This window comes from Streptomyces sp. NBC_00075 (genome assembly GCF_045041225.1).
Lineage (GTDB): Bacteria > Actinomycetota > Actinomycetes > Streptomycetales > Streptomycetaceae > Streptomyces > Streptomyces adonidis.
Map to the genome: position 1 here is coordinate 1,409,081 of NZ_CP108243.1, position 24,439 is coordinate 1,433,519.

Here is a 24,439-nt window from a genome sequence, read left to right on the forward strand (position 1 = left end):
TTTCGCTCTCATCAACGGGTACGACGACGGGGGCTTGCGAAGACGGCCAGCCGCAGCACGGCGAAGCGCACACCGGTGACGACGACGGAAGCCGCGGCGAGGACCAGGGTCTCCGCGGCCGGTGAGGCTCCGGGATCGAGCCGCTTGAACCACAGCACCGCCCCCGAGGTGACCAGATAGCCGAGGACGAACAGGGCCCCGGCGCCGAGGTGCGCACGTGCGGGCGGGGCGGTGGAGTGCCGGAAGGTGAGCCGGCGGTTCGCCTCGGTGTTGAGGACGGTGAGCGCCAGCAGCGACACGAGGTTGGCCGTCGCGGGTGACCACCAGGAGCGCAACAGCCAGTACAGCAGGGCCTGTCCGAGGGTGGAGACGATCCCGATCGCGACGAAGCAGCCGACCTCCCACGACAGCGCGCCGCGTCGCGTGGCGGGTGCGAGGACGGCGTCGGGGTGCTCGGCGGCCGGTTCGGGACGGGACGGTACCTCGACCCGGGCGGCGCCGGAGGCCTTGAGGCGCGCCATGCGCCACAGGCCCCGCAGGTCGTCCGTGGCGGTGCTCACCACGTCCACCCGGGTGTCGACGTCCTCGACCCAGTCGACCGGTACCTCGTGGACGCGCAGTCCGTTGTGCTCGGCGAGCAGCAGGAGTTCGGTGTCGAAGAACCACGCGTCGTCGCGGGTCACTTCGAGCAGGGGCCGCAGTACGTCCGTACGGGCCGCCTTGAATCCGCACTGGGCGTCGGTGAAACGGACCCCGTGGGTGAGCCGGATGATGCCGTTGTAGCAGCGGGAGACGAACTCGCGGCGTGGGCCGCGCACCGTGCGCGCGCCGGGAGCCAGCCGGGAGCCGATCGCGATGTCCGAGTGGCCGCTGGCCAGCGGGGCGACGAGCGGGAGCAGCCCGTCCAGCCCGGTGGACAGGTCCACGTCCATGTACGCCACGATGTCCGCGTCGCTGGCACCCCAGACGGTGCGCAGGGCGAGCCCGCGGCCCTTGCGGTCCAGGTGGACGACGCCGACGCCGGGCAGTTCGTCCGCGAGGCGGCGGGCGGTGGCGAGGGTCTGGTCGGTGCTGGCGTTGTCGGCGACGGTGATCCGCCACGGGAAAGGGAAGCCCGCGCTCAGGCGGGCGTGGAGCGTGCGCAGGCAGCCGGGCAGGGCCCGTTCCTCGTTGTGGACCGGCACGACGATGTCCACCGTCGCGTTACCGGCGTGCGGGAGCACAGAGCGCTCGGCGGGCTGGAACTCGGCCGGACGCTCCGTGCGGACGGCGGATGCGGTGAGGTGGGGGGTGGGAGTCATGGCTTCCTCAGGCATGAGGGGACGGCAGACTGCGGCTCACAGGCCCTGGTCCAGGGCCGCGACCTCACTGTCGCCGCGTCGCCTGTGGGGGTGGGGGGAGAATGCAGGGAACTGACGGGGAGTCAGATCAATGGCCGGAATCGTTCCCGCGGTTCACTGTGACCACGACCGCATCACGGCGTTCCGGAGTTCACCGAGACCTCTGATCGAGGCGACCACCTTCATTCCCGGACGGAGGCACATTCCGGGTTCGCGGCCGGTGCGCGAGGCGGCCGGCGTTCCGGTCGTGATCAGGTCTCCGGGCAGCAGGGCGACGACGGTGCTGACGTGGGCGATGACCGTGGCGACGTCGAATATCAGCTCCGAGGTGTTCGCCTTCTGTCTGACACGTCCGTCGACGAGGCCGCTCATCGTCAGGCCACGACCACCCATCGGTGCGTCCTCGATGGTGACGAGGGCGGGCCCCACAGCGGTGGCGACGGCTGGAGACGGCCCGGAGTCGAGGACAGCGCCCTCGCGACTTCGTACGGTGACGTCGTTGACCACGGTGTAGCCGGCGACGTGGCTCAGGGCGGTTTCGGCCGTGACCCCACGGGCCCGGCGCCCGATCACCAGGCCCAGCGCCACACCCCAGTCCACGTCCTGTTCCTCGGACGGCAGGCAGATGTCGTCGTGGGCCCCGACGACACGGCGGCCGTCCCGCACGCGGAACTCCGGAACGGCCGAAAGGGGCCGCCCCGTCTCCCGGGCACGGGCCGCGTAACCGGGATCGACGCTGACGACCTTGCCCGGCCGGACGATCAGTGGCGCGTACGAGACTTCGTCCAGTCTGTGACGCTCTCCGGTCTCGGCGGCGGCCCGTTCCCGCCAGCCGTCGCCGGACGCGATCAGCGCTCCGACGTCCCGGTACGGCAGCACCACGCAGTGCTTCTTCTGCAGACGCGCGGCGGCCGTGCGGTCTCGTCCCAGTCGTACGGTGCTGAGCTTCACCGGTGGAGCTCCTTCGGTGGGGAGAACGGACAAGGGTCTGCGTCAGGTACTGGCGGCCGGAATGGGCAGCGGTCGGTCCGCCTGTTCCCCGGGGTGCCGGGTGAACTCGGTGACGGTCCGGTACGGCAGGAGCAGGCGGAAGGTACAGCCCTCGCCCGGCCGGGTGTCGAGCTCCAGACGCCCGCCGTTGGCCTCCGCGGCGCCGGCGGCGATCGCCAGTCCCAGACCGGATCCCGCCACGGCCCGCGCGGCGGAGTCGGCGCGGTAGAAGCGCTCGAAGACCCGCCGCGCGTCCGGCGCGGCGAGGCCGGCCCCTTCGTCGGCCACCTCGACGGCACAGACACGGATGCCTGGGGCCAGCGGCGGGTTGACGCTCGTACGGCCCGGCACATCCGTGCCCCGACCGTGCGGGCGGACGCGGAAGGTGCCGACGCGCACCTGGATCCGTGTCCCGGGCGGGGTGTGGAGGCAGGCGTTGGTCAGAAGGTTCGACAGGACCTGCGCCAGCTGATGAGGATCACCGACGGCATCCACGACGTCCAGCGCGGCCTCGTCACCGGAGTCGTCCCGGCTGTCCGCGAGGGCACCGAGGCCGATACCGCGATCGGGATGGCGTACGGCGACGGCTGCGATGCTGTCGGCGGCCAGCGAGAGCAGGTCGACGGACTGCCATCGCGTCGCGGGCACGTCCCCCAGCCTTGCCAACTGGGACAGGCTCTCGACGAGGCGGCTCATGCGCTCGGCGTTCCGCACGATCAGCTGCTGCGCCTCCTGGCGTCGCTCCGGACTCATCCCCGGTTCCTGTTCGAGCAGTTCGGCGAAGCCCTGCATCGAGGTGAGCGGCGTGCGCAGTTCGTGGCCGGCATCCCCCAGGAAGTGGCGCAGCCGCTGTTCGGACGCCTCGGCCCGGTGCAGGGCGGCCCGCAACCGGTCGAGCATGGTGTTCAACGCGCGGCTGAGGTGACCGACCTCGGTGGCCACGTGCCGGTCCGGAACACTCAACTGCAGTTCACCGTCGGCGATGCGTCGGGCGGTGCGCTCGACACCAGCCAGCGGCCGCAGCCCCAGTCGCACGACAAGATTGCCGAAGAGGATGACGCCGGCCGCGACGGCCGCTCCCACAACGAGGCTGAACCACAGCATCCTGGAGGTCGCGTCGTCCACCCCTTTCAGAGGCAGCGCCACCACGACCCTGGTGCCGTCCGTGCCGGTTCGGGCGATCACTCGCCAGGTACTGCCGCCATCGGTCGCGGCGACCGTGGTGGGCCGGCCGTTCTCCAGGCCGAGGGCCGACTCCGCTCGCGGCAGCCGTGGCCCGGCACTGCCCCCGCTACCGTTCAGCGACGTGGCCAACCTGTGACCGCCGCTGTCGTAGAAATACACCCGGTAGTCCGAGGGGAGCGCGTCCTTCCCGGCGGGCTCCCCTGCTGCTGTCCGACCGTCGGCCGCGTCCTGGTAGAGCTGGGGCACTGGCTGGAAACGGGTGAGCCTGCCGTCGACCTGGTCGGTCAGCCACGTGTGGAGCAGGGCGAGCCCCGCGGCCTGGCAGAGCAGCACCGCCGAGGTGGCCAGCAGTGTGGCCCCGAGAACAAGCCGGGCCCGGAGCGAACGCGGCTCCAGTCGCCGCAGCCAGGGCCTCACAGCGCCGCCGCTCCCCGGCCGTGGTGTTCGGCCCGCAGACAGTAACCGACGCCGCGGATCGTCTGGATGAGCTGAGGTTCGAACCGGTCTATCTTGCGCCGCAGATTGCGTACGTAGGTGTCGACGATTCGGGCGTCGCCCGCGAAGTCGTAGTGCCAGACCTGGGACAGGATCTCCTTCTTGCCCACCACGCGCTCCGGCTGGGTCAGCAGACAGACCAACAGCCGGAACTCGGTGGGTGACAGCTGGATGGGCAGACCGGCCCGCCGCACATCGTGGGTCTGCTCGTCCAACTCCAGATCCGCGTACCGCAGCGGCACCCGCTTGGTCCCGCCGCCCGGTGGCATGTCGCTGCGGCGCAGGATGGCGCGGATACGCAGCAGCACCTCCTGTACGTGGAACGGCTTCGTGACGTAGTCGTCGCCACCGGAGCTGAGGCCGATGATGCGGTCCTCGACGTCGGTACGGGCCGTCAGGAACAACACCGGTGTGTAGACGCCCTCCGCTCGAAGGTGCCGGGTCACCGCGAAGCCGTCGATGTCGGGGAGACCTACGTCCAGCACGATCAGATCAGGCTGGCCACGGCCCGCTTCGAACATGGCCCTCTGGCCGGTGTCGGCGGTGCTCACCGCGTATCCGGCGGCTTGGAGGGCCGAGGTGAGCAGGGTGCGGATGCTGGGGTCGTCCTCGACGACGAGCACGGTGTGCCTGGGCAGTGCGGGCCCTGACGGCGTGACGGGCATGGAAGTTCCTTCGCTGGTACGGGGTTCGAGGTGCACCGAGATCCCGGACGGCGTCCCACGGGGGACGCCGTCCGGGCCCCTGAGATCAGCCCGTCACCTCCTTGTCCTTCGCCAGTGCCTCGGTGCGCTCGGTGACCGTCTTGCGGAGCTTCTCGACAGCGGAGTTCAGTTCCTCGCCGTCGGCGCCGGCCTGCCGGGCCTGTTCGGCGATGCCGTCCAGCGACTTCAGGGCGGCTCCGGAGCCGTAGAACTTCTCGTACAGCTCCTTGTACGCCTTCTTGTAGACGGAATCGAAGGCGTCCGAGTCCAGGAAGCGATCCTTCAGAGGGTGGCTCATCATGCCGCCGAACCCACCGGCTTGGCCTTGATCGCCCTGGCCGTTCTGGTCGCCGCCTGCCGCGCCGCCCGGCATGCCCGACGGCATCCCTTCCGGCATCCCTGAAGGCATGCCCGATGGCATTCCGTCGGGCATCCCGGACGGCACTCCCTCCGGCAGGTTCTCGGGCATCCCTGACGGCGCCCCGGAGGGCGTGTTCTGCTCGTCCTGCCCATTGGCGGTGCCTCCGCCCCCACCGAAGGCGCCGCCGATGCTTGTCTCATCGTCGGGCCCCGACGTCGCGTCGCCGGTGAAGGTGAGGTTGTAGTCCCAGCCCAGGACCGAGAACTTCTTGGTGTCCAGGTCGTAATAGAGCAGGTAGTTCTTGCCGGGGCCTGCCATGTCGTCGAAGTTCATCAACAGGTTCTGCGCGGCCAGGTACGTGGCCAGGGCCTCCACGTCCACGTACTGGTCGAGCTCCTCCTCGAACTCCTTGTCCGATGCCTGGTCGGCCCACTTGATGAGCTTCATGACCGGCTCCAGGTCCTGGCTGCCGACCTTGTTGAGCTGCTCGAAGGACGTTTCGTAGTCGCTCGGGTCGTCTCCGCGGTACTCGAAACTGCCGCCTGCCCGGGCCTTGTAGAGCACCCCGTTGCCGTCCCCGACGGACTCGGCGTACTCGGTGTCGGGGCTCTCGACCATCAGGCGGCTGGTGACCGGGCGGTTGTTGACCTTCACCGAGGTGAAGGCGTACCGCTCGTTCTTCTGACCCGTGGTGTCCGTCAGGCTCAGCGCGAGCGCCTCGTTCACCGGCACCTGGCCGTCGCTGCCGGGCCGCAGCGAGATCTCCCGCTCGCCCTGATAGGCACGGCCTTCGACATACTCGTCGATCTTGATGAGCCAGGGCAGTTCCTCCGGCTTCTTCTCGGAGAGGTTGTACTGCGTGATCCCGCCCATGCCCCCGGCCATACCGCCGGCTCCTCCGCCGTTGCCCCGCCCCCCGGCCCCGTCGCTCTGCGACGGGGCCGGGTCGCCCTGCGCGACGCCTTCGGGCATGTCCCGGCCGCCACCGGGCATGGTCCCGCTGTCGCCGCGCAGGGACATCAGGGTGGAGTTCCCTTTGAGACGGATCCCGACGTCCTCGAGATACACGCCGTCGACGGTGAGGTCGGCCTCGATGTACTCCTTGGTGCCGTCCTCCCGGAACTCCTTCATCATCTTGTCGAACTCGGTCTGGTCGTACTCGAGTTGGACGGAGTGGGACACGGACGTGTCGTACAGGCCGACTGTGCCCCGCACGTCGTCCGTGATGACGTCCGCCTCCACGCTGGAGGAGGAGGTGACGTACGGCGATATGCGGGCGTCGCCGAAGAAATAGACCATCATCGCCAGGCCGGCGCACAGGGCCGCGGCCGGCTTCCAGTGGTGTCGCAGACGTACGGGGACGCGATCCCGTAGTCGCCTCGGCCTGCGTACCGTCTCGCCGCTGGACATCACAGGTCGGTCGTGTCGTAACCGGTCAGCACGGTCACCCGCTGGCCGGAGGTGCGTTCCTGCAACGAGGTCACCAGGTCGCCGGGTTCGGTCCCCTTCTTCATGCGCACCGTGTAGAACACCTCGTTCAGCGCGCCGCCGCGGATTGTCTCGGTGCTCACCAGCTCGAACTCGCTGGTGTAGCGGATGAGGACGTCGCGGATGGCCGCCGAGTAGTCCTCGCCCGCCGGGACCTGGACCTTGACGACCTGACGCTGGACGTTGAGCGCGAACCAGTTGAACTTGAACATCACGACGATGACGACGCAGATCACCACGGCGCCGACTGCGGCCAGCGTGTAGAAGCGGGCGCCGCAGGCCATGCCGATCGCCATCGCCAGGAAGATGAAACCGACATCCCTGGTTTCCTTGACGGCGTTGCGGAACCGGACCACGGACAGTGCTCCGACCAGTGAGAACGCCCGGGCGAGGTTGGACCCGACGACCAGCATGATCAGCGCGACGATCATGCCGACGATGACGAGGGTCTGGACGTAGGACTGGCTGTAGGAGACGTTGCGGTGCGTGTACCTGTACACGTAACCGATCACCGTGCTCAGGATGAACGACAGCGCCATGGCCGCGACCACGTCGGCGACGCTGAACGTACCGCTGAGTTCCTGCAGATCGAAGTTCACTGTGCTCCTGCTTTCAAGGGCGCGTCATGCGCCGACCGCTGCTGGGGCAGCGACTGCTCGGTGGGGGTGGGCGACGGGTAGTCCGTCTCGTCGACATGGAAGACGGATCGGGGTGCCAGGCCGAACGCCTCGACGGACTGCACGTACTTGGAGACCCGGATGAGGTTGAGGTTCCGGCGAGCGGCGAGGTCCGTGATCCAGTGCGGGGTGCGCTCGTTGACCTTGATCTCCATCACCGACATGTGGGACGGGATGGTGAACCGGTTCTCGGGCGTGGCGATGCCGAAGTGGAAGTCCCGGTCCCGGCCGCGGATGCGCCGGTCGAAGGTCACCCGCAGTCCGGTGTCCGCGTCACGGCCGACCAGTGCCTCGCGCTGGTAGCCGGTGATCGCGGTGGGCTGTAGGTTCAGCCGTACGACCAGTTCGAGCACCTCGTGGATGAAGGCCCGCTCATTGGGCGAGTGCTCCACCAGCTGCCGGCCGTCGCACAGTTGCCGGGCGGTGCCGTAGGGGAGAGTGATACGGCGCTTCTGCGTGACCCGGTTGACCCGTTGCTTGATCTCCACACAGACCGGGGACTCGTCGGTGACGCCGTCCAGGTTCCCGTAGTGGCGGATTCGCAACTTGCGCCGGAACTTCAGGCCCTCGATCTTCTCCCAGTAGAACCGCAGCTGCGGGGTGTCGTAGTACAGGCTCCACACGCCGTAGCCGCCCACAGGGCTGTTCAGATCGCGGTCCATCCGTTCGGCCAGCTCGTCCCGGATCTCGGCCGCCTCCTCGACCGGCACGAGGTACTTCAGCTCGAACCGGTTGAACGCGTGGAGCCTGCTGGCCACGTGCAACGGCTGCTCCCCCGCCGGGTCCTGGTCCTCCTCCTGGCTCGGGGACTTCCGCCATGTGGTCACCGGTAGCACCACCATGCGCCTCCTTCGTCGTACGGCCCGGTCGGGCGACGCAGCACACGAAACCGGCGGGACGTGAGAAGCCGCTGAGAATTGCGGGGTAATTACAGGGGTATCTGAAGTGACCACCAGGTGAACTGCGCGCGTTGACAGAAGCACCGGTGCGGCCAATTGCCGCATTCAGCTGATCTCTGACCGTCGGGCTACGGGATCCGGACCGTCAGAGGGGTGCCCGCGAGCAGCCGCGACTCTCTCGGGCACCTACCTGGCGCGTGACTCGCATGACCGGGCGGACGTGTCAGCGGGGAGCGGGGGGGAATCCGACGATCGCTCATCTCGGCTCCCCTTCTTCATTTCCGCCTCAGCGGCGCTGCCTCACCGGCACTTGGAGTCACCGGATCCGTTCCGGGGCCATGGCCGTCGGCCAGCCTCTTCTCCGGGAGGAGGAAGGCCAGCACGAGGCCGAAGGCGAACAGCGGGGTCATGTAACGGAACACCGGGGTCAAGGCCTGTTGGTAGGCGAGGATCACGGCTTCCTGGATCTTGTCCGGCAGGGCGTGGACGAGGGCCGGGGTCAGCGAGTCGGTCGACCCCACGACCTTGGCGTCGGCGGCCGAGAGCCGACTGGTGAGCTGATCGGTGAGGCGGTGCGTGAACACAGCGCCGACCGCGGCGGTGCCCAAGGTGGCGCCGATCTCACGGAAGAAGTTGTTGGCGGAGGTGGCGGTGCCGACGTCACTCGGCGGGAAGGCGTTCTGCACGGCCAGGACGAGGTTCTGCATGATCAGGCCGACGCCCGCGCCCAAGAGGAACAGGTATCCGCAGACGACCGCGATCGAACTGCCGGTGTCCAGGGTGGACATCAGCCACACGGTGACGCCGACGACCGCGGTGCCGAGGATCGGGTAGATCTTGTAGCGGCCGGTCCGGCTGATCAGCTGTCCGGACGGGAGGGCCGTGGCGATGATGCCGACGACCATGGGGATGAGCAGCAGTCCGGACTCGGTCGCGCTCTTGCCGTACACCATCTGCAGGTAGGTCGGCATATAGCCGATGACCGCGAACATCCCGACGCCGATCACGACCATGCCGAGCAGCGTGGCGATGTCGAAGATCCGGCTCCGGAACAGGCGCAGCGGGATGATCGGTTCGGCCGCGCGGCTCTGGGAGAACAGGAACAGGGCCCAGGCGGCGACGGCGCCTGAGGCGAGGCCGAGGACCAGCGGGTCGGTCCAGGCGTAATCGGTGCCGCCCCAGTCGGCGACGAGCACGGTGCAGGTGACGGCGACTGCCATCAGCGTGATGCCGAGGTAGTCGATCGCGACCTTGACGCTCCGGCGGGGCAGGCGCAACGCGAACGCGGCGACTGCGAGGGCGAGCGCGCCCAGCGGCAGATTGATCCAGAAGGCCCAGCGCCAACCCACACCGTCGGTGAACCAGCCGCCGAGCAGCGGTCCGGCAACCGAGGAAAGGCCGAAGACGGCACCCATCGGCGCCATGTACTTGGCGCGCTGCCGCGGCGGCACCAGGTCGGCGATGATCGCCTGCGCGGTGATCATCAGGCCCCCGCCGCCGAGGCCCTGTACGGCACGGCCGATGATCAGCAGGGTCATGTCCTGCGCCATGCCCGCGGTCGCGGATCCGGCGACGAAGACGACGATGGCACCCAGGAAGAGCGTCTTGCGGCCCATCAGGTCACCGAGGCGACCGTAGACGGGCATGGCGATGGTGGCGGCCAGGATGTACGCGGTGGTCACCCAGGCCATGTGGTTCACGCCGTGCAACTCGCCGACGATGGTCGGCAGCGCGGTGCTGACGATGGTCTGGTCGAGCGAGGCCAGCAGCATCGCGGTCATCAGACCCGCGAATATCAGGCCGAAGTGTTGCGGAACCCCGGAGAAGCCCTGCTCCTCCGTCTCCGCCGGATTCAGTCCACTCATGAAGTTCCTCAACAACGAAGGGGGACAAGGTCGCACAGGGGACGGGGATCAGTCGGCCGAGAGGGTGCGCAGGAGTTCCATGACCCGCTCGACGTACGGGATCGGAGAGTCGTTCTCGGCGCTCTGCGGGACCTCGCGCGACCAGCGCTCCAGGCCGGTGCGCACCGCGGTCAGCGCGAGTGCTGCGATCAGGCTCGGCATCTCGTCCTCCGGCCGCTGCCCCATCCGCCGGGCGACCACGTCGGCGAGGGACCTCTGGAAGCCCTCGATACGGGCCAGCAGCGCGGCGTGGATGAGGGGATGCGTCTGCGCCAGCGCGAAGACGTCGTGCATCGTCGCGCGCTCGGGCGAGTTGTCGGCCATTTCCCGCAGGAGCAGCCGGGTCACGTCCGCGAGCACCTCCCTGGGTGACGCGGTGCCGGCCGCGACGAACTCCGCGGCCAGCGCCGGGGGCACCTCGGTCGGCCCCAGCAGCAGCGCCGCCTCCTTGTTCGGGAAGTAGTTGAAGAAGGTACGGGGCGAGACCCCGGACTCCGCACTGATCATGTCGACGGTGATCTTGTCGAAGCCGTGCTTCCGGGCCAGCCGCAGTGCGGCCCGGTGGATTTCCAGCCGCGTCTCGCGCCGCCGTCGGTCACGCAGACCTTCACCCTGGGGAGTCATGGACCAATTCTTGCATGCTCTGCAAACTTTGCGGACTATGCAAGATATGCCACTGATTCGATACCTGAGCCGCCGTCCGTACCTGGGTGACGAGCCGCCACCGGACGCGCCCCGCCGGCGGGCTTGAACCAAGGGACGATGCACGAATTCTCGTACGACGAAGGGGTGTCGCTGACGAAGGCGTGACTCTGGGGACGTCCGTCAGAAGCAGCCGCCCAGCGGATCGATCGCACCGCTGAGCTGCGGTACGTGATCGAAGTCGCCGCGCTTCTCGCGCCAGCCGCGCTGCTCCTCCGAATCGGCGACGGCCTCGACGAAGCCCCGAGCCTGCCGCGCCCCCGACCGCTGGTCGCGCACGAAGCCGCCGAAGCGGGCGACCGGGCTCCAGGCCGGGCTGATCTCCGGCAGCGGAGCGGCGATGTTCTCGTAGTCCCCGGCCGCGTACACGACCTTGCCGCCGGCCACCGCCAGCAGGGCCTCGATACGGTCGATGTCCTCGTCGGCCACGGCGAAGTAGTCGGCGGACAGCACGGCCAGGTCGCCGTACCTGCCCTGGCTGATGGTGCCCTTCACATCGGCCTCGCCGGTCAGTTCGGCGCCCGCCCTGGTGTACATCTCCAGCGCGGTGGCCCGGTCGACGCGGTTCTCGGCCGGGTACAGGAGGGTGCCGCCGATGGTGCGGCCGGTGACCAGCCAGGACAGCGACAGCCAGGGGTTGTGGCTGGAGACGCGGGTGGCGTCCGTGCCGGCGGCGACCAGCAGGCCCGTCTCGCGCATGGCGCGGATCGGAGGCGCGGTCGCGGCGCGCTCGGCGCCGTAGCGGTCGATGAACGCCTTGCCCTGGAACATCATGCGGTTCTGCACGGACACAGCGCCGCCGAGTGCCTTGATCCGCTCCAGGCTCTCCCGGCTGACGGTCTCGGCGTGGTCGAAGAGCCAGCGGGTGCCGGGCGGGAAGCCCCCGTCAGCGGCGATCTTCTCGAAGACGTCAAGGTCCTGACGGATCGTCTCGTCGTAGGTGGCATGAAGGCGGAAGCCCCAGCCGTTGTCGAGCAACAGCCGGGCCGCCGCCTCCAGCTCGTTCTTCGCACGTGCGGACAGCTCGGGGCGCGGTTCGGCGAAGTTCTCGAAGTCGGCCGGGGACCAGGCCAGGTTCTCGCCGGCGCCGTTGCAACGCAGCCACTCGTCGCCGTCGCCGGGGCTGACCATGCCGATCCAGCGGCGCAGGTCGTCCACTTCCTGCCCGGCGGTCTGCGGGAAGAGGTGGTAGGCGATACGGACCGTCAACTCACCGCGTTCCGCGAGCTCGGTGACGGCCGCGTAGTTGTCGGGGAAGTTCTGGAAGCCGCCGGCGGCGTCAATGGCGCTGGTGATGCCGAAGCGGTTCAGCTCGCGCAGAAAGTGGCGGGTGGAGCCCAGTTGGTCCTCGGAGCCGAGGATCGGACCCTTGGCGAGGATGGAGTAGAGCAGGCCGGCGGCGGGGGCGGCCAGTAGCACGCCCGTCGGATTGCCGACGAAGTCGCGGACGATCTCCCCGCCGGGCGGGTTCGGGGTGTCGCGGGTGAAGCCGACAGCCTCGACGGCGGCCCGGTTGAGGATCGCCGACTGGTACAGGTGCAGGACGAAGACGGGGGTGTCGGGGGCCGCGGCGTTCAGCTCGGCGACGGACGGCAGCCGCTTCTCGGCGAACTGCTCCCCCGTCCAGCCGCCGACCACGCGCACCCACTGGCCCTCGGGCGTGCGCTCGGCCTGCCCCCGCAGCATCCGCAGCGCGGTGCGCAGCGACCGTACGCCGTCCCAGCGCAGCTCCAGCAGGTAGTTCAGGCCACCACGGATGACGTGCAGGTGGGAGTCGTTGAGGCCGGGGATCACCCGCCGGCCGAGGGCATCCACGACACGGGTGTCGGGGCCTATGTGAGCAGCGACGGTCGCATCGTCACCGACGGCCGTGAAGACCCCGTCGGTGACGGCCACGGCGGACGCGTGCGGACGGGCCGGGTCCCCGGTGTGGATGCGGCCGTTGCGGACGACGAGCTGGGCGGGGTGCCGGACGCCCTCGCTCGGGCGTACGCCGCCCACGGGCATGGTGCTGCTGGACAAGAGGGGCTCCTTGGCACGGAAGCGGAGGATGGGTCGTCGCGCGACGCCTCGACGCCAGGTCTGCCACAATGAATCGGTCCAACACATGGTTTCTCTCGAATCAATCGGCGTAAGAGATCGGAGGCCGGGATGGACCTGCGCCACCTGAGGTACTTCCTCGCCGTCGCCGAGACGCGCAACTTCACGCAGGCCGCCGCGAACTGCTACGTCGCGCAATCGGCGCTGAGCCAGCAGATCGCCCGCCTGGAAAAGGACGTCGGAGCCCAGTTGTTCAGCCGCACCAGCCGCTCCGTCCGCCTGACGGCCGCCGGAGAACTCCTCGAACCCCTCGCCCGACGCATCTTCGCCGACGTCGACAACGCCCAGGCCGCCCTCGACGCCCTCTCCGGCCTGCGGCGCGGGCGGCTGCGCCTGGGGCTCGTCCAGACGCGTGCCTCCCTGGTCGACCTCGTCGAGGTGATGGCCGACTACCACGCCCGCCACCCCGGCGTCGACTTCCACGTGACCAACGCGCCCAGCTCCGAGATGGCCGCGGCGGTGCTGGCCGGGGATCTGGACATCGCCGTCGTCGGCCTCGCCCCGCGGCAGCTTCCCGACGGGCTCGACCACACCGTCCTGGCCGACGACCCGCTCATCCTGATCGTGCCGGCCGACCACGCCCTGGCGGGCCGCGAGGTGGCCGATCTCGCCGACCTCCCGGACAGCCACCAGCTCATCCAGTTCACCAAGGGCACCGGGCTGCGCCGCCAGGTCGAGTCCGCCTTCGCCCGCGCCGGAGTGGAGCCCGGCCAGCACTTCCAGGTCGGCCAGATCTACGACATGATCCGGCTGGCCGCCCGGGGCATCGGCGTGACGGTCGTCCCCCACTCGTCCGTCTTCGGCGCCGGGTCCCTGCTGGGCCCGAACCCCGACAACACCCTGCCGTACGGCGCCCACGCGCTCCGCCTGACGGACGAGGCGGCGGTGCACACTGTGTGCGCGGTGCACGACAGCAAGCGGCTGGCACCGGCGGCCGCGGCGTTCCTCGAAGTGATCGGACGGCACGCCGTGAAGGAGTGATCGGTATGGCCGATCGCTGAACCCGTATCCATATGTTGGACGGAACGCTCCTTCGGGCCGGAGGCTGGGGACCGGTCCCGGAAGCCACGCACTCCCGGGAACCGACCTACTCCCCTGCCTGCGATTCGGAGCACCGCCATGCCTGCCGCACTACGGGACGCCTGGGCCACCGTCGTCCCCGACATGAGGGGCCGCCACGGCCCGCTCCCTCCGCTCATGCTCACGCTGACCGTGGTGACCGGCCTTGTGGACGCGTTCAGCTACCTGGTCCTGGGCCATGTCTTCGTCGCCAACATGACCGGCAACGTCGTCTTCTCCGGTTTCGCGCTCGCCGGCGCGGTCGGCTTCTCTCTGGCCGCCTCGCTCGCGGCGCTCGCCGCGTTCGGCGTGGGCGCCCTGCTCGGCGGCCGCCTGGCCCACGGCGCCCGCGCCCACCGGGGCCGGGTGCTGCACCTGGCCCTGCTGCTGGAGACCGCTCTGGTACTGGTGTCGTACGTCATCGCCGAGGCTTCCGCCACCCCGTACGCGGGCACGGCCCGGTATGCCCTGATCGCGCTCCTCGGCCTCGCCATGGGCGTGCAGAACGCCGCCGCACGCGCGCTGGCCGTACCCGATCTGACCACGACCGTGCTGACGCTCACCATCACGGGGATCGCCGCCGACAGCCGCGCCGCCGGCGGGGCGGGAGGCAGGGCGGGCCGCCGCTCGCTCTCGGCGGCGGCCATGTTCACCGGCGGCCTCGTCGGAGCGGTAGTCGTCCTGCACGGCAGCCCGGCCCTGCCCCTGATGTTCGCCACGGTGCTCCTGGCAGGGGCCACGGTCACCGCGTTCACGCTGACCCGTTCCGACGCCGGCTGGACGCAACCGCTGTGACCGCGAACCCCGTCCAAGCGGGCCCAGGTCTCCGGAAGCAAGCGCAACAGTCCGCCTGGCGGCGCACCCTCCACTCCGCGCTCCTCGAACTGGCCCTGACTGCCCTCATGATGTTCGTCGTGGTCACCACGGTCCGCTGGCTGATGGGCACCCTCGACCCCGCCGGGGACGGCTGGTGGAACACCACCGAAGGCAGACTGCTCGCCCTCGCACCCGTCTCCGGCTACACCGTCACCGCCGTCATGCTCTCGCCCTGGGGCAGGGTGACGGGAGGTCACATCAACCCGGCCATCACCCTGGCCATGTGGCGCTACGGCCGCACGCCGGGCCGTGACGTCGCCGCCTTCATCGCCGGGCAGCTGGTCGGCTCGGTCCTCGGGGTCGCGGTCGGTCGACTGGTGTGGGGACCGATGACCGCCGCTCCGGCCGTGGACTACGCCGTCATCCGGTCGGCTCCGGGCTGGTCCTGGATCGCCGTCGCCGTCGTCGAGGCCACCACGATGTTCGTCATCGTCGCCGCCGCCGGAATCGGCATCTCCAGCCGCAGACTCCGCCCGTTCACCCCATGGGCTGTCGGCACCATGATCGGTATCCAGATCATCGCCTTCGGCACCCTCACCGGCGCAGGCGCCAACCCCGCCCGCGAGTTCGGCCCCGCCCTGTTCTCAGGCGACTTCTCGCTCCTGCCGACTTATCTGCTCGCCCCTCCCGCGGGAGCATTCGCCGCAACCGTCATGATCCGGCGGATCGACGCACGCCGTCGAAAGGCGTAACGGCCGCACGTTCCACTCGGGTCGAACACCGAGGCATATCCATCAACCCTCTGAGCAGGCCTTTTACAGCGACCCTTCTGCCAGGCGGAAGCGGTGTTGCGTCCCTGTGACGCCCTTCCGGACGATGTCGCCATCACACAGAGACGGGAGCCGCAACGATGCCGCACACCACCGCCTTCGCCAGGAACCAGTGGTACGTCGCCGCCTACAGCCACGAAGTGGGCCGGGAGTTGCTCGGACGGACGATTCTCGGCGAGCCGCTCGTCTTCTACCGCACCGAGGGCGAGGGAACGCCGATAGCCCTGCACGACCGCTGTGTGCACCGCAGGTACCCGCTCTCCGAGAGCGGACTCGACGGCGACCGGATCGTGTGCGGCTACCACGGCTTCACCTACGACACCACGGGTACGTGCGTCTACGTGCCGGGGCAGAAACGGGTGCCGCGCACCGCCCGCGTCGCCTCCTACCCGGTCGTCGAACAGGACTCGCTGATCTGGGTCTGGATCGGTGATGCGGCGCTCGCCGACCCGGGGACCATCCCGCGCGCCCGGCACCTCGACTCCCCCGGCTGGACCACCATCCAGGGCATGGAACCGATCGACGCCGACTACGGGCTTCTGGTCGACAACCTCCTCGACCTCTCCCACGAGACCTATCTGCACGGCGGCTACATCGGCACCCCCGAGGTCGCCGAGACCCCGATCACCACCGAGGTCGACGAGGGCGCCGGGATCGTCCGGGTCAGCCGGCACATGGCCGACGCCGAGTGCCCGCCGTTCTACGCCAAGTCGACCGGGATCGAGGGGCGGATCACGCGCTGGCAGGACATCGAGTACCACGCGCCGTGCCTGTATCTGCTGCACAGCCGGATCGCCCCGGTGGGTGTGGTGCCCGAGGCGGACGGCAGCGACCCGAACGGCTTCCACACCGAGATCACCTACGCGATCACGCCGTCGTCCGACGGCAAGGTGTACGACTTCTGGATGGTCTCGCGGGACTGGGCCACGGACGACGACGAGGTCACCGAGTTCCTGCGGAGCAACAACCACACGGTCGTCATGCAGGACGTCGTCGCGCTCAACCTCCTTCAGGAGACGCTCGGTTCGGAGCGCACCGGCTACCAGGAGCTGAGCATCAACATCGACACAGGTGGTCTCGCCGCCCGCCGTATCCTCGCCCGGCTGGTCGAGGAGGGCGACAAGCCGGTGGAGAAGGTCCTGTGAGCAGCCCCACGGGCGAGGTCTACCGCATCGACTGGCTGCCGGGCACGGACATCCTGCACGGCACCTGTCACTGCGGCCGTGAACACAGCTCGCAGGACCCCATCGAGATGTGGGAGTGGATGCTCTCCCACCCGCAAGGACACGAACCCCAGGGACATCAGCCGCAGGCCGACCAGCCGCAAGGAAGCAGCTCATGAGCGTGTACGAAGCCGAACTCGTCGTTGATCGGCGCGAGTTGGCCGCCGATGGCGTGCTCGCGCTCACTCTGCGGCATCCACTGGGTGAAGAACTCCCGCCGTGGGAGCCCGGCGCCCATGTCGACGTCGTGCTCGGGCCCGAGCTGGAGCGCCAGTACTCGCTGTGCGGCGACCCGGCCGACCGGTCGGCGTGGCGGATCGCGGTGCTGCGCGAGCCGGACGGGCGCGGTGGATCGGCGTATGTGCACGGGCAGTTGGGGCTCGGCGACAAGGTCCGGGTACGCGGGCCGCGCAACCACTTCGCGCTCAAGCCGGCGCCCCGCTACCGCTTCGTCGCGGGCGGCATCGGTATCACCCCGATCCTGCCGATGCTCGCCGCCGCCGAGGCCGCGGGCGCCGAGTGGACGCTGCTGTACGGCGGGCGCACCCGCAACTCCATGGCATTCACGGAGGAGTTGGGGCGGTACGGGGACAAGGTCACCTTCGCTCCGCAGGACGAGACCGGGCTGCTCGACCTCGACTCGGAGGTCGGGCGGCTGGCGGAGGGCACTCTCGTCTACTGCTGCGGTCCGGGGGCGCTCCTCGACGCGGTGGAGTCCGTCTGTCCCGGCGGTGCCCTGCACGTCGAACGGTTCACGCCCAAGGTCCAACAGGGCGGTGACGACAGCGAGTTCGAGGTCGTGTTGCAGCGCAGCGGTCGTACGCTGACCGTGCCCGTCGACGTGTCCGTCCTCGACACCGTGCGCGGGGCCGGGGTCGAGGTGCTCTACTCCTGCACCGAGGGGACCTGCGGCACCTGCGAGACGGACGTCCTCGAAGGCACCCCGGACCACCGGGACTCGGTGCTGTCGGACGAGGAGCGGGAGGCCGGCGAGACGATGCTCATCTGTGTGTCCCGGTGCCGTGGTCCGCGGCTCGTCCTCGACCTGTAGCCATCGCCAGGTCCGCCTCGATCCGGGCGACGGTCGCCAGGAGATGGGGCAGCAGGTCCCGGCGTACCGACTCCACGGAGTTGCGGCCGGCGTGGACGGGGATGTTCACGCCGGCCACCACCTCGCCGTCCCGGTCGCGCACCGGGGCGGCGACCGAGCGCAGTCCCTCCTCCAGTTCCTGGTCGACGACGGCGTACCCCTGTCGCCGTACGCGCTGAAGTTCCGTCCGCAGTACGGTCGTCGAGGTGATCGTCCGGTCTGTCAGAGGGCGCAGGTCGGCGCGGGCGAGGAGGGCGTCCAGCTCCTCCTCGGGCAGATGCGCGAGGATCACCCTTCCCACTGACGTGACGTGGGCCGGGAAGCGGGTGCCGACGGTGATGGCCGCGGTCATGATGCGGCGGACGGGGACGCGGGCCACATACACGATGTCGTCGCCGTCCAGGACGCACAGCGAGGACGACTCCCTTACCTGCGCGACGAGTTGCTCCAGATGCGGCTCGGCGATCTGCGGCAGGGTGAAGGCGGCGAGGTACGCGTAGCCGAGCTCCAGCACGCGCGGGGTGAGCCGGAAGAGCCGGCCGTCGCTGTGGACGTAGCCGAGGTCGGCGAGGGTGAGCAGGAAACGGCGGGCGGCGGCGCGGGTCAGTTCGCAGGCGCGGGCGACCTCGCTGAGCGTCAGCGCCGGGTGTTCGGCGTCGAAGGCGCGGATGACGGCCAGGCCGCGTTCGAAGGAGCGGACGAAGTGCGGGGCGCGGGCGGCAGCGGTCATCGTAGCCTCCAGGGGGACGTACGAGTGTGCGCTGTGCGCACGCTATGAGTGCGTGCCGTGTACGTCAACAACCAGGTACGGCACGGGCATTGACCCTGGCTGGCGTGGGGCTCTACGTTCCCGCTGAGACGTTCCGAGACGTTCTCCCTGAGCACGCCCGTGCTCTCCGCGCACAACTCGCCACCATCTGGCACAACCTGTCGGAGCACCAGGATCGGTCCCACAGGAGGAGTCATGCGTCGTCTGTTCACCGGCCTCACGGCCGCCACGCTCCTGGTCACCGCGACGGCCTGTGGTTCGTCGGACGGTTCCGGCTCGTCGGGCGGCACCACGTCGTCCGGCGGCATCACCACGGTCAAGGTCGGCATCATCCCCATCGTCGACGTGGCACCCCTCTACCTCGGTCAGCAGAAGGGCTTCTTCAGCGAGCGCGGGCTCAAGCTGTCCCTCACCCTCGCGCAGGGCGGCGCGGCGATCGTGCCGGGTGTCGTCAGCGGCCAGTTCCAGTTCGGCTTCAGCAACGTGACGTCGTTGATGATCGCCCAGTCCAACGACGTGCCGGTCAAGGCCGTCGTCAACGGCATCGCGTCAACTGGTGTGGCGGGCAAGGACTTCAGCGCGATCACCGTGAAGAAGGACAGCCCGATCAAGTCGGCGAAGGACCTGGAGGGCAAGAAGGTCGCCGTCAACACCCTCAAGAACATCAACGAGACGTCGGTCCGAGAGTCGGTGCGCAAGGCGGGCGGCGACCCGGACAAGGTGAAGTTCGTCGAGCTGGCCTTCGACCAGATGCCCGCCGCCCTCGACAGCGGCCAGATCGACGCCGCCCAGGTCGTCGAGCCGGCCCTGGCGACCGTCAAGAGCCAGGGCGGTGTGGAGATCGGCTGGCCGCTCGTGGACGTCGCGCCGAACTGCACCGTCGCGATGTACTTCACCTCGACCCAGTACGCCCAGCAGAACCCGGAGTTGGTGAAGAAGTTCCAGGAGGCCACCGCCGAGTCCCTCGCCTACGCCGACGCCCATCCGGACGAGGCCCGGCAGATCGTCACGACGTACACCAAGATCCCGGCGGACGTCCTGGCGAAGGTGACCCTGCCGAAGTGGCCGGCCGAGGCGAACCGTGCCTCGATCGAGGCGCTGATGAAGCTCGGCGAGGAGGACGGGCTCTTCAAGAAGACCCCCGACCTGGACAAGCTGCTGCCGTGAGAGGGACGAACGCCGTCCTCGGCGCGACCGGGCTCGCGGTCTTCCTCGCCCTGGGCGAGGCGGTACCGCGGCTCGGTCTCGTCAAGGAGGCGTACTTCCCGCCCGTCGCCCGGATCGCCGGCGCCCTCGGCGACGAGCTGTCCGACGACACCTTCTGGACGGCGCTCGGTGACACGCTCACCGGCTGGGCGCTGGGGCTGGCGATCGCGGTGAGCGCCGGTATCGCCGTCGGGGTGCTCGTGTCGGTCGTGCCGTATCTGCGCGAGGCCACGGCGTCGACGATCGAGTTCCTGCGCCCGATCCCGTCGGTCGCGCTGATCCCGCTCGCCGTCCTCCTCTACGGCAGCGAACTGCGCTCGGTCCTCCTCCTGGTCGTCTACGCCTCCTTCTGGCAGGTGCTGGTCCAAGTCCTGTACGGCATCCAGGACTTGGACCCGGTCGCGGACGAGACGGCCCGCTCGTACGGTCTGGGCAGCTGGGCGCGCATCCGGTACGTGCTGTGGCCGACCGCGCTGCCGTACGTCATGACCGGCGTACGGCTGGCCGCGGCCGTCGCGCTGATCCTCACGGTGACCGCCGAACTGGTCATCGGGGCACCGGGGTTGGGCGCGCGCATCGCCATCGCGCAGAACTCGCAGGCGGTGCCCGAGATGTACGCGCTCATCGTGGTGACCGGCCTGCTCGGCCTGGTCATCAACGTGGGCGCACGTACGGTGGAACGGCGGGCGCTGGCCTGGCACCAGTCGGTGCGCGGGGAGGTGGCGGTGTGACCCGGTTCCTGCTCCGGCTGGTCTTCGTGCTCGCCCTGCCCCTCGTCCTGCTCGGGCTCTGGTGGCTCGCCTCCGACGACAGCACCAACCCTTTCTGGCCACCCCTGCGGACGATCCTCACGGCCTTCCCCGACGTCTGGACCCCCGAGCGGCTGCGCGCCGACGTGCTGCCCAGCATCCTGCGGCTGGCCGCCGGGTACGCGGTGGCGGCCGTCGTCGGGGTGGCCCTCGGCACGGTCATCGGCTCCTACCGGCGGGTGCGGGCCCTGTGCGAACCGGTGCTGGAGTTCCTGCGGGCGATCCCGGCGCCCGTCCTGATCCCCGTCATCATGCTGTTCGCGGGCATCGACGACACGATGAAGATCACCGTGATCGCGAGCGGCTGCGTCTGGCCGATCCTCCTCAACACCGTCGAGGGCGTGCGCGCGGTCGACCCGGTGATGGCCGAAACGGCACGTTCGTACGGGATCACGGGAGCAGCCCGGCTGCGGAACGTGGTGCTGCGCTCGGCGAGCCCGCAGATCTTCGCGGGGCTGCGCCAGGCGCTGTCCATCGCCATCATCCTCATGGTCATCAGCGAGATGTTCGCCGCCAGCAACGGCCTCGGTTTCACCATCGTGCAGTTCCAACGCGGCTTCGCCATACCGGACATGTGGACCGGGATCCTCGTCCTGGGCCTGCTCGGCTTCGTCCTCTCCGTCGTCTTCCAGCTGGTCGAGCGGCGCGTGCTCGGCTGGTACCACGGTCTGCGCGCCTCGGCCCGGCGGTCGCAGTGAGCCTCTCGAACGTGAAAGGGCGGTCCATGGGCGCGCTTCTCGATGTATCCGGGCTGAACAAGGTCTACGAGGGGTCCGGGCGCCGGGTCGAGGCGGTGCGGGACCTCACCTTCGGCATCGAGGCGGGCGAACTCGTGTGCCTGGTCGGCCCGTCGGGGTGCGGCAAGACGACGCTGCTGAAGTGCGTCGGCGGGCTCATGACGCCGACGGCGGGCCAAGTGACGCTCGCGGGGCGGCCGGTGAGCGGTCCGCCGCCCGGGATGGCGTTCGTCTTCCAGGAGTACGGCCGCAGCCTCTTCCCCTGGATGCGCGTCGGCGACAACGTCGAACTCCCGCTGAAGCAGAAGGGTTTGTCCAAGTCCCGGCGCCGCGAACTGGTCGCGGACGCGCTGCGTTCGGTCGGGCTCGCGGACGCCGCCGGGGCGTATCCGTGGCAGCTGTCCGGCGGTATGCAGCAGCGGGTCGCGATCGCCCGCGCGCTCGCCTACGAGCCCGAAGTCCTGCTGATGGACGAGCCGTTCGCGGCGGTCGACGCCCAGACCCGCGCCGACCTCGAAGACCTCGTACGGGGGCTGTGGCGGCAGCGCGGGATCACGATCCTGTTCGTCACCCACGACATCGACGAGGCCGTGTATCTGGGCCAGCGGGTGCTCGTCCTGTCCGCGTCCCCGACCGTCGTCAGGGAGCAGCTGACGATCGATCTCCCGGACGAACGCGACCAGTTGCACACCCGGGTCGCTCCACGCTTCGCCGAACTGCGCACGCATGTGTACGAGCAGATCCAGACGGCCAAACGCGGAAACCCGGCCCCCGGCCCGACGGACAGGATCGAGGACGTCACGGACAGGGCGGTGGACAAGAACTGATCCGGGAATGGTGTCGGGGCCGGCAGGGCGGCGGCCCCGGTGCCGTCGGCGACCTGAACGCCGACGGTTCCGGGGCCAGGTCCCCGTGTCACGCCTCCGGGGCCGGCACCACACTCAGGTGGCTCGCCGAGCGCCGCGGGCGGCGTGGTCCTCGCGGGGCGTCCGCCGGGCGCCGCGTCTCGCGGAGCACCAGCGTCAGCCTCGTGTAGCCCATGTCCTCAAGGGACTTGGAGGTCTCGCCCACGACCCGGCACTCGGTGGCGCCCCAGCGCGGGTCGGGGTGCAGCAGCGGTCGTACGGCGGCGTCGTGCTGGACGGCCCCGGCGCCGACCGCCCGGATCCAGTGCGGCAGGCCCTGCCGGTAGGCGGCCTCCATGATCGGGTCCTGGGCGATGTCCCGGCGGATGGCCTGGAGGCCGCGGTCCTGGCTGTGCCGCTCCACGGCGGCGGCGAAGTGCGCGAGCATCGGCAGGCACCAGCTCGACTCGTGCTCGCCGAGGACCGTGCCCGCGTCCGGGTGGAAGAGGACGAAACGGAGGAAGTTGTCGCCGGGCATGGCAGTGGGATGCGGGCCGACGGCGCGGAAAAGTGTCTCGAACGCGGTGTTGGAGAGGACCACGTCCCACCGGTGGTCGAGGACGACGGACGGAAAGGGCACGGCCTCCACGAGCTTGGCGTAGTCCCGCAGATACGCCTGGGCCTCGGGACTCTCGGGGACCGGCCGCGGCGCCGGCCGCTGCCCTCCTGCCTGAAATGCCATCGGGAGGTCACCCCTCTTGCCTATGCGGCCTTCACGCGGCGCCCTGATCCTGCTGCCCCGGCACGAGCCGTGTCAACTATCGTGGCATTTCATGCCTGTTGACGGCTGAATCTGGCCACAGATGTGGCGAGAGCTGGATGTGAGTTCGAACAACCCGCTACTCTCTCCGGGCAGTTCGCGGCAACAGCGATGCCGGACGAAGACGAAGACGGACCAAGACGTGGGAGACCTGTCGGTGACGGATGGCTACGAGGTTCCGGGCGCCACGGCGACGGTTCTGCTGTCCGCCGTAGTGGCCCGTGTCACCGCACTCGCGGACCGGCTCGGCGTACCGCACGCCGAGGTCTTCAGGACGGCACAGCTCTCCACCGCCTCCGGTGTGCCCGAGAGCGTCGTCAAGGCGCTGCTCAGCGGCCAGAGCGCCGGCGAACCCGATCTCCAGGCCCGTTTCCTGCAACGGCTGGGCCTGCTGCGCCGCACCCGGCTCAAGCCGAACGGCCGTAAGTACACCCAGCAGGAGATCGCGGACGGTGCCGGTATGTCGCGCCAGCAGGCGGGCGCCCTCATCAACGGCGACCGGCGCCCCACGATGGAGCACTGCGACGCCATCCAGCGCTTCTTCAGGGTGCACGCCGGATTCCTCACCGCGGAGGACCCCGAGGCGCTCGCGGGCGCCCTCCAGCGCACCGAGCAGGAGCTACTCCAGCAGCTCGCCGACCGTGAGCGCGAGGCGGCGGCGGCCGCCTTCGACCCGCTGGAGCGGCTGTTGCAGGACCACGGAGTCCGCGGAATCGCCTGGCGGGCCGCGCAGCTGCCCTCCGACCAGCATCGCGACAAGGTCGCCGAGTGGCTGGACATGCTTCTGGAGAGCGTCAAGCGGCCGGAGTCGTGATCCGAGGGATGACTGTGAACATCGGCAAGGAAATGCGCCGCCTGTGCGGCGAGTTGGTCACCGAGCTGAAGCTCCCGGTACCGGCGGAGCCCGCCGACCTCTATGCCGCGCTGTGCGATGCCATGAGCAGGCGCCGCGGCCGTCCCGTCCTGTTCCGCGCGGCGCCCTTCCCGCCCGGCACGGCCAGCGGGCTGTGGCTCGACATGGCCGACCAGGACCTCATCGTGGTCGAGGAACGCACCGCGCCCGACCACCAGTTGGTGATCCTGGGCCATGAGCTGTGGCACATGCAGTCCGGGCACTGCGGCCATCATGTCGACGGCGCCGCGGTCGCCGCCCGGCTGCTCAGCGACACCGCGGACCTCCAGGCCACGGTCCGCAAGGTGGCCGCCCGTACCCGGTTCGACCTCGCGGACGAGCAGGACGCCGAGAGCTTCGGCCTGCTGCTGGCCAGCAAGTGCCGTACGTGGCTGGCCGGTTCGGCGCTGCGCAAGCCGGTTCAGCGGGATCAGCTCGCGGGCCGGATCGAGGCCTCTCTCGGCTATCGCGGGCCGCAGAGCTGAGGCGGCGCCCGCC

General features: G+C 69.6%; 24 protein-coding genes. 12 read left to right on the forward strand and 12 right to left on the reverse strand.

Annotation, left to right across the window (positions count from 1 at the left end; genetic code table 11):
• Positions 1 to 11: 11 nt before the first annotated feature.
• The 10 genes from OG787_RS06185 to OG787_RS06230 form a co-directional block, all read right to left on the reverse strand.
• The gene (locus OG787_RS06185; protein WP_369031830.1) at positions 12 to 1,301 is read right to left on the reverse strand and encodes a glycosyltransferase; all 1,290 of its coding nucleotides are present in this window, start codon (positions 1,299 to 1,301) and stop codon (positions 12 to 14) included.
• Between the two features lie 153 nt (positions 1,302 to 1,454).
• Positions 1,455 to 2,291 (reverse strand): fumarylacetoacetate hydrolase family protein, encoded by an 837-nt coding sequence (locus tag OG787_RS06190; RefSeq protein WP_369031829.1) that lies wholly within the window; start codon positions 2,289 to 2,291, stop codon positions 1,455 to 1,457.
• A 42-nt stretch (positions 2,292 to 2,333) separates the two neighbouring features.
• Entirely contained in the window at positions 2,334 to 3,932 is a 1,599-nt protein-coding gene (locus tag OG787_RS06195; RefSeq protein WP_405534511.1) for a sensor histidine kinase, read from the reverse strand.
• Positions 3,929 to 4,675, reverse strand: coding sequence for a response regulator transcription factor (locus OG787_RS06200; protein WP_369031827.1), 747 nt, complete (start codon positions 4,673 to 4,675; stop codon positions 3,929 to 3,931). Before OG787_RS06200 ends, OG787_RS06195 begins: the two co-directional genes overlap by 4 nt.
• Before the next feature lie 85 nt (positions 4,676 to 4,760).
• Positions 4,761 to 6,485, reverse strand: a complete 1,725-nt coding sequence (locus OG787_RS06205; protein ID WP_369031826.1) for a CotH kinase family protein — start codon at positions 6,483 to 6,485, stop codon at positions 4,761 to 4,763.
• Complete coding sequence (locus OG787_RS06210) at positions 6,485 to 7,162, reverse strand: DUF4956 domain-containing protein (RefSeq protein WP_369031825.1); 678 nt, start codon at positions 7,160 to 7,162, stop codon at positions 6,485 to 6,487. Before OG787_RS06210 ends, OG787_RS06205 begins: the two co-directional genes overlap by 1 nt.
• The gene (locus OG787_RS06215) at positions 7,159 to 7,998 is read right to left on the reverse strand and encodes a polyphosphate polymerase domain-containing protein (RefSeq protein ID WP_405540431.1); all 840 of its coding nucleotides are present in this window, start codon (positions 7,996 to 7,998) and stop codon (positions 7,159 to 7,161) included. The genes OG787_RS06210 and OG787_RS06215 overlap by 4 nt, the downstream gene beginning before the upstream one ends.
• 416 nt (positions 7,999 to 8,414) lie before the next feature.
• Positions 8,415 to 10,004 (reverse strand): MDR family MFS transporter, encoded by a 1,590-nt coding sequence (locus tag OG787_RS06220; protein WP_369031824.1) that lies wholly within the window; start codon positions 10,002 to 10,004, stop codon positions 8,415 to 8,417.
• A 48-nt stretch (positions 10,005 to 10,052) separates the two neighbouring features.
• Positions 10,053 to 10,667, reverse strand: coding sequence for a TetR family transcriptional regulator (locus OG787_RS06225; protein WP_369031823.1), 615 nt, complete (start codon positions 10,665 to 10,667; stop codon positions 10,053 to 10,055).
• A gap of 201 nt (positions 10,668 to 10,868) precedes the next feature.
• The gene (locus OG787_RS06230) at positions 10,869 to 12,752 is read right to left on the reverse strand and encodes an amidohydrolase (RefSeq protein WP_405540432.1); all 1,884 of its coding nucleotides are present in this window, start codon (positions 12,750 to 12,752) and stop codon (positions 10,869 to 10,871) included.
• 144 nt (positions 12,753 to 12,896) lie between these two features.
• Here OG787_RS06230 and OG787_RS06235 point away from each other — a divergent pair, with 144 nt between their 5' ends.
• The 6 genes from OG787_RS06235 to OG787_RS06260 all read left to right on the forward strand — a co-directional run bounded on the left by OG787_RS06235 (position 12,897) and on the right by OG787_RS06260 (position 17,824).
• The gene (locus tag OG787_RS06235; protein ID WP_405534512.1) at positions 12,897 to 13,826 is read left to right on the forward strand and encodes a LysR family transcriptional regulator; all 930 of its coding nucleotides are present in this window, start codon (positions 12,897 to 12,899) and stop codon (positions 13,824 to 13,826) included.
• Positions 13,827 to 13,964: 138 nt separating this feature from the next.
• Positions 13,965 to 14,699, forward strand: coding sequence for a YoaK family protein (locus OG787_RS06240; protein WP_405534513.1), 735 nt, complete (start codon positions 13,965 to 13,967; stop codon positions 14,697 to 14,699).
• Entirely contained in the window at positions 14,696 to 15,472 is a 777-nt protein-coding gene (locus tag OG787_RS06245; protein WP_405534514.1) for an MIP/aquaporin family protein, read from the forward strand. Before OG787_RS06240 ends, OG787_RS06245 begins: the two co-directional genes overlap by 4 nt.
• 158 nt (positions 15,473 to 15,630) lie before the next feature.
• Complete coding sequence (locus tag OG787_RS06250) at positions 15,631 to 16,695, forward strand: Rieske 2Fe-2S domain-containing protein (RefSeq protein ID WP_369031819.1); 1,065 nt, start codon at positions 15,631 to 15,633, stop codon at positions 16,693 to 16,695.
• A complete protein-coding gene (locus tag OG787_RS06255) occupies positions 16,692 to 16,892 on the forward strand; it encodes a hypothetical protein (RefSeq protein ID WP_369031818.1) in 201 nt (66 codons plus the stop codon). The genes OG787_RS06250 and OG787_RS06255 overlap by 4 nt, the downstream gene beginning before the upstream one ends.
• Positions 16,889 to 17,824 (forward strand): 2Fe-2S iron-sulfur cluster-binding protein, encoded by a 936-nt coding sequence (locus OG787_RS06260; protein WP_369031817.1) that lies wholly within the window; start codon positions 16,889 to 16,891, stop codon positions 17,822 to 17,824. Before OG787_RS06255 ends, OG787_RS06260 begins: the two co-directional genes overlap by 4 nt.
• Here the strand turns inward: OG787_RS06260 and OG787_RS06265 are convergent.
• Positions 17,775 to 18,593 carry an IclR family transcriptional regulator C-terminal domain-containing protein gene (locus OG787_RS06265; protein WP_405534515.1) on the reverse strand — a complete coding sequence of 273 codons (819 nt, stop codon included), beginning with the start codon at positions 18,591 to 18,593 and terminating at the stop codon, positions 17,775 to 17,777. The genes OG787_RS06260 and OG787_RS06265 overlap by 50 nt on opposite strands.
• A 234-nt stretch (positions 18,594 to 18,827) precedes the next feature.
• Here OG787_RS06265 and OG787_RS06270 point away from each other — a divergent pair, with 234 nt between their 5' ends.
• The 4 genes from OG787_RS06270 to OG787_RS06285 are packed head-to-tail and all read left to right on the forward strand — an operon-like array spanning position 18,828 to position 22,211.
• Positions 18,828 to 19,799 (forward strand): ABC transporter substrate-binding protein, encoded by a 972-nt coding sequence (locus OG787_RS06270; RefSeq protein WP_405534516.1) that lies wholly within the window; start codon positions 18,828 to 18,830, stop codon positions 19,797 to 19,799.
• Positions 19,796 to 20,569, forward strand: coding sequence for an ABC transporter permease (locus tag OG787_RS06275; RefSeq protein ID WP_405534517.1), 774 nt, complete (start codon positions 19,796 to 19,798; stop codon positions 20,567 to 20,569). The genes OG787_RS06270 and OG787_RS06275 overlap by 4 nt, the downstream gene beginning before the upstream one ends.
• A complete protein-coding gene (locus OG787_RS06280; protein WP_369031813.1) occupies positions 20,566 to 21,345 on the forward strand; it encodes an ABC transporter permease in 780 nt (259 codons plus the stop codon). The genes OG787_RS06275 and OG787_RS06280 overlap by 4 nt, the downstream gene beginning before the upstream one ends.
• 26 nt (positions 21,346 to 21,371) lie before the next feature.
• The gene (locus OG787_RS06285; RefSeq protein WP_405534518.1) at positions 21,372 to 22,211 is read left to right on the forward strand and encodes an ABC transporter ATP-binding protein; all 840 of its coding nucleotides are present in this window, start codon (positions 21,372 to 21,374) and stop codon (positions 22,209 to 22,211) included.
• Between the two features lie 88 nt (positions 22,212 to 22,299).
• Here OG787_RS06285 and OG787_RS06290 read toward each other — a convergent pair whose 3' ends face one another.
• Complete coding sequence (locus OG787_RS06290; RefSeq protein ID WP_405534519.1) at positions 22,300 to 22,971, reverse strand: hypothetical protein; 672 nt, start codon at positions 22,969 to 22,971, stop codon at positions 22,300 to 22,302.
• Between the two features lie 235 nt (positions 22,972 to 23,206).
• On the opposite strand from OG787_RS06290, the gene OG787_RS06295 reads away from it, so the two are divergent.
• Positions 23,207 to 23,863, forward strand: coding sequence for a helix-turn-helix domain-containing protein (locus OG787_RS06295; RefSeq protein WP_369031810.1), 657 nt, complete (start codon positions 23,207 to 23,209; stop codon positions 23,861 to 23,863).
• A 32-nt stretch (positions 23,864 to 23,895) separates the two neighbouring features.
• On the forward strand, positions 23,896 to 24,426 hold the full coding sequence (locus OG787_RS06300) for a toxin-antitoxin system, toxin component (protein ID WP_369031861.1): 531 nt from the start codon (positions 23,896 to 23,898) through the stop codon (positions 24,424 to 24,426).
• Positions 24,427 to 24,439: the final 13 nt, after the last annotated feature.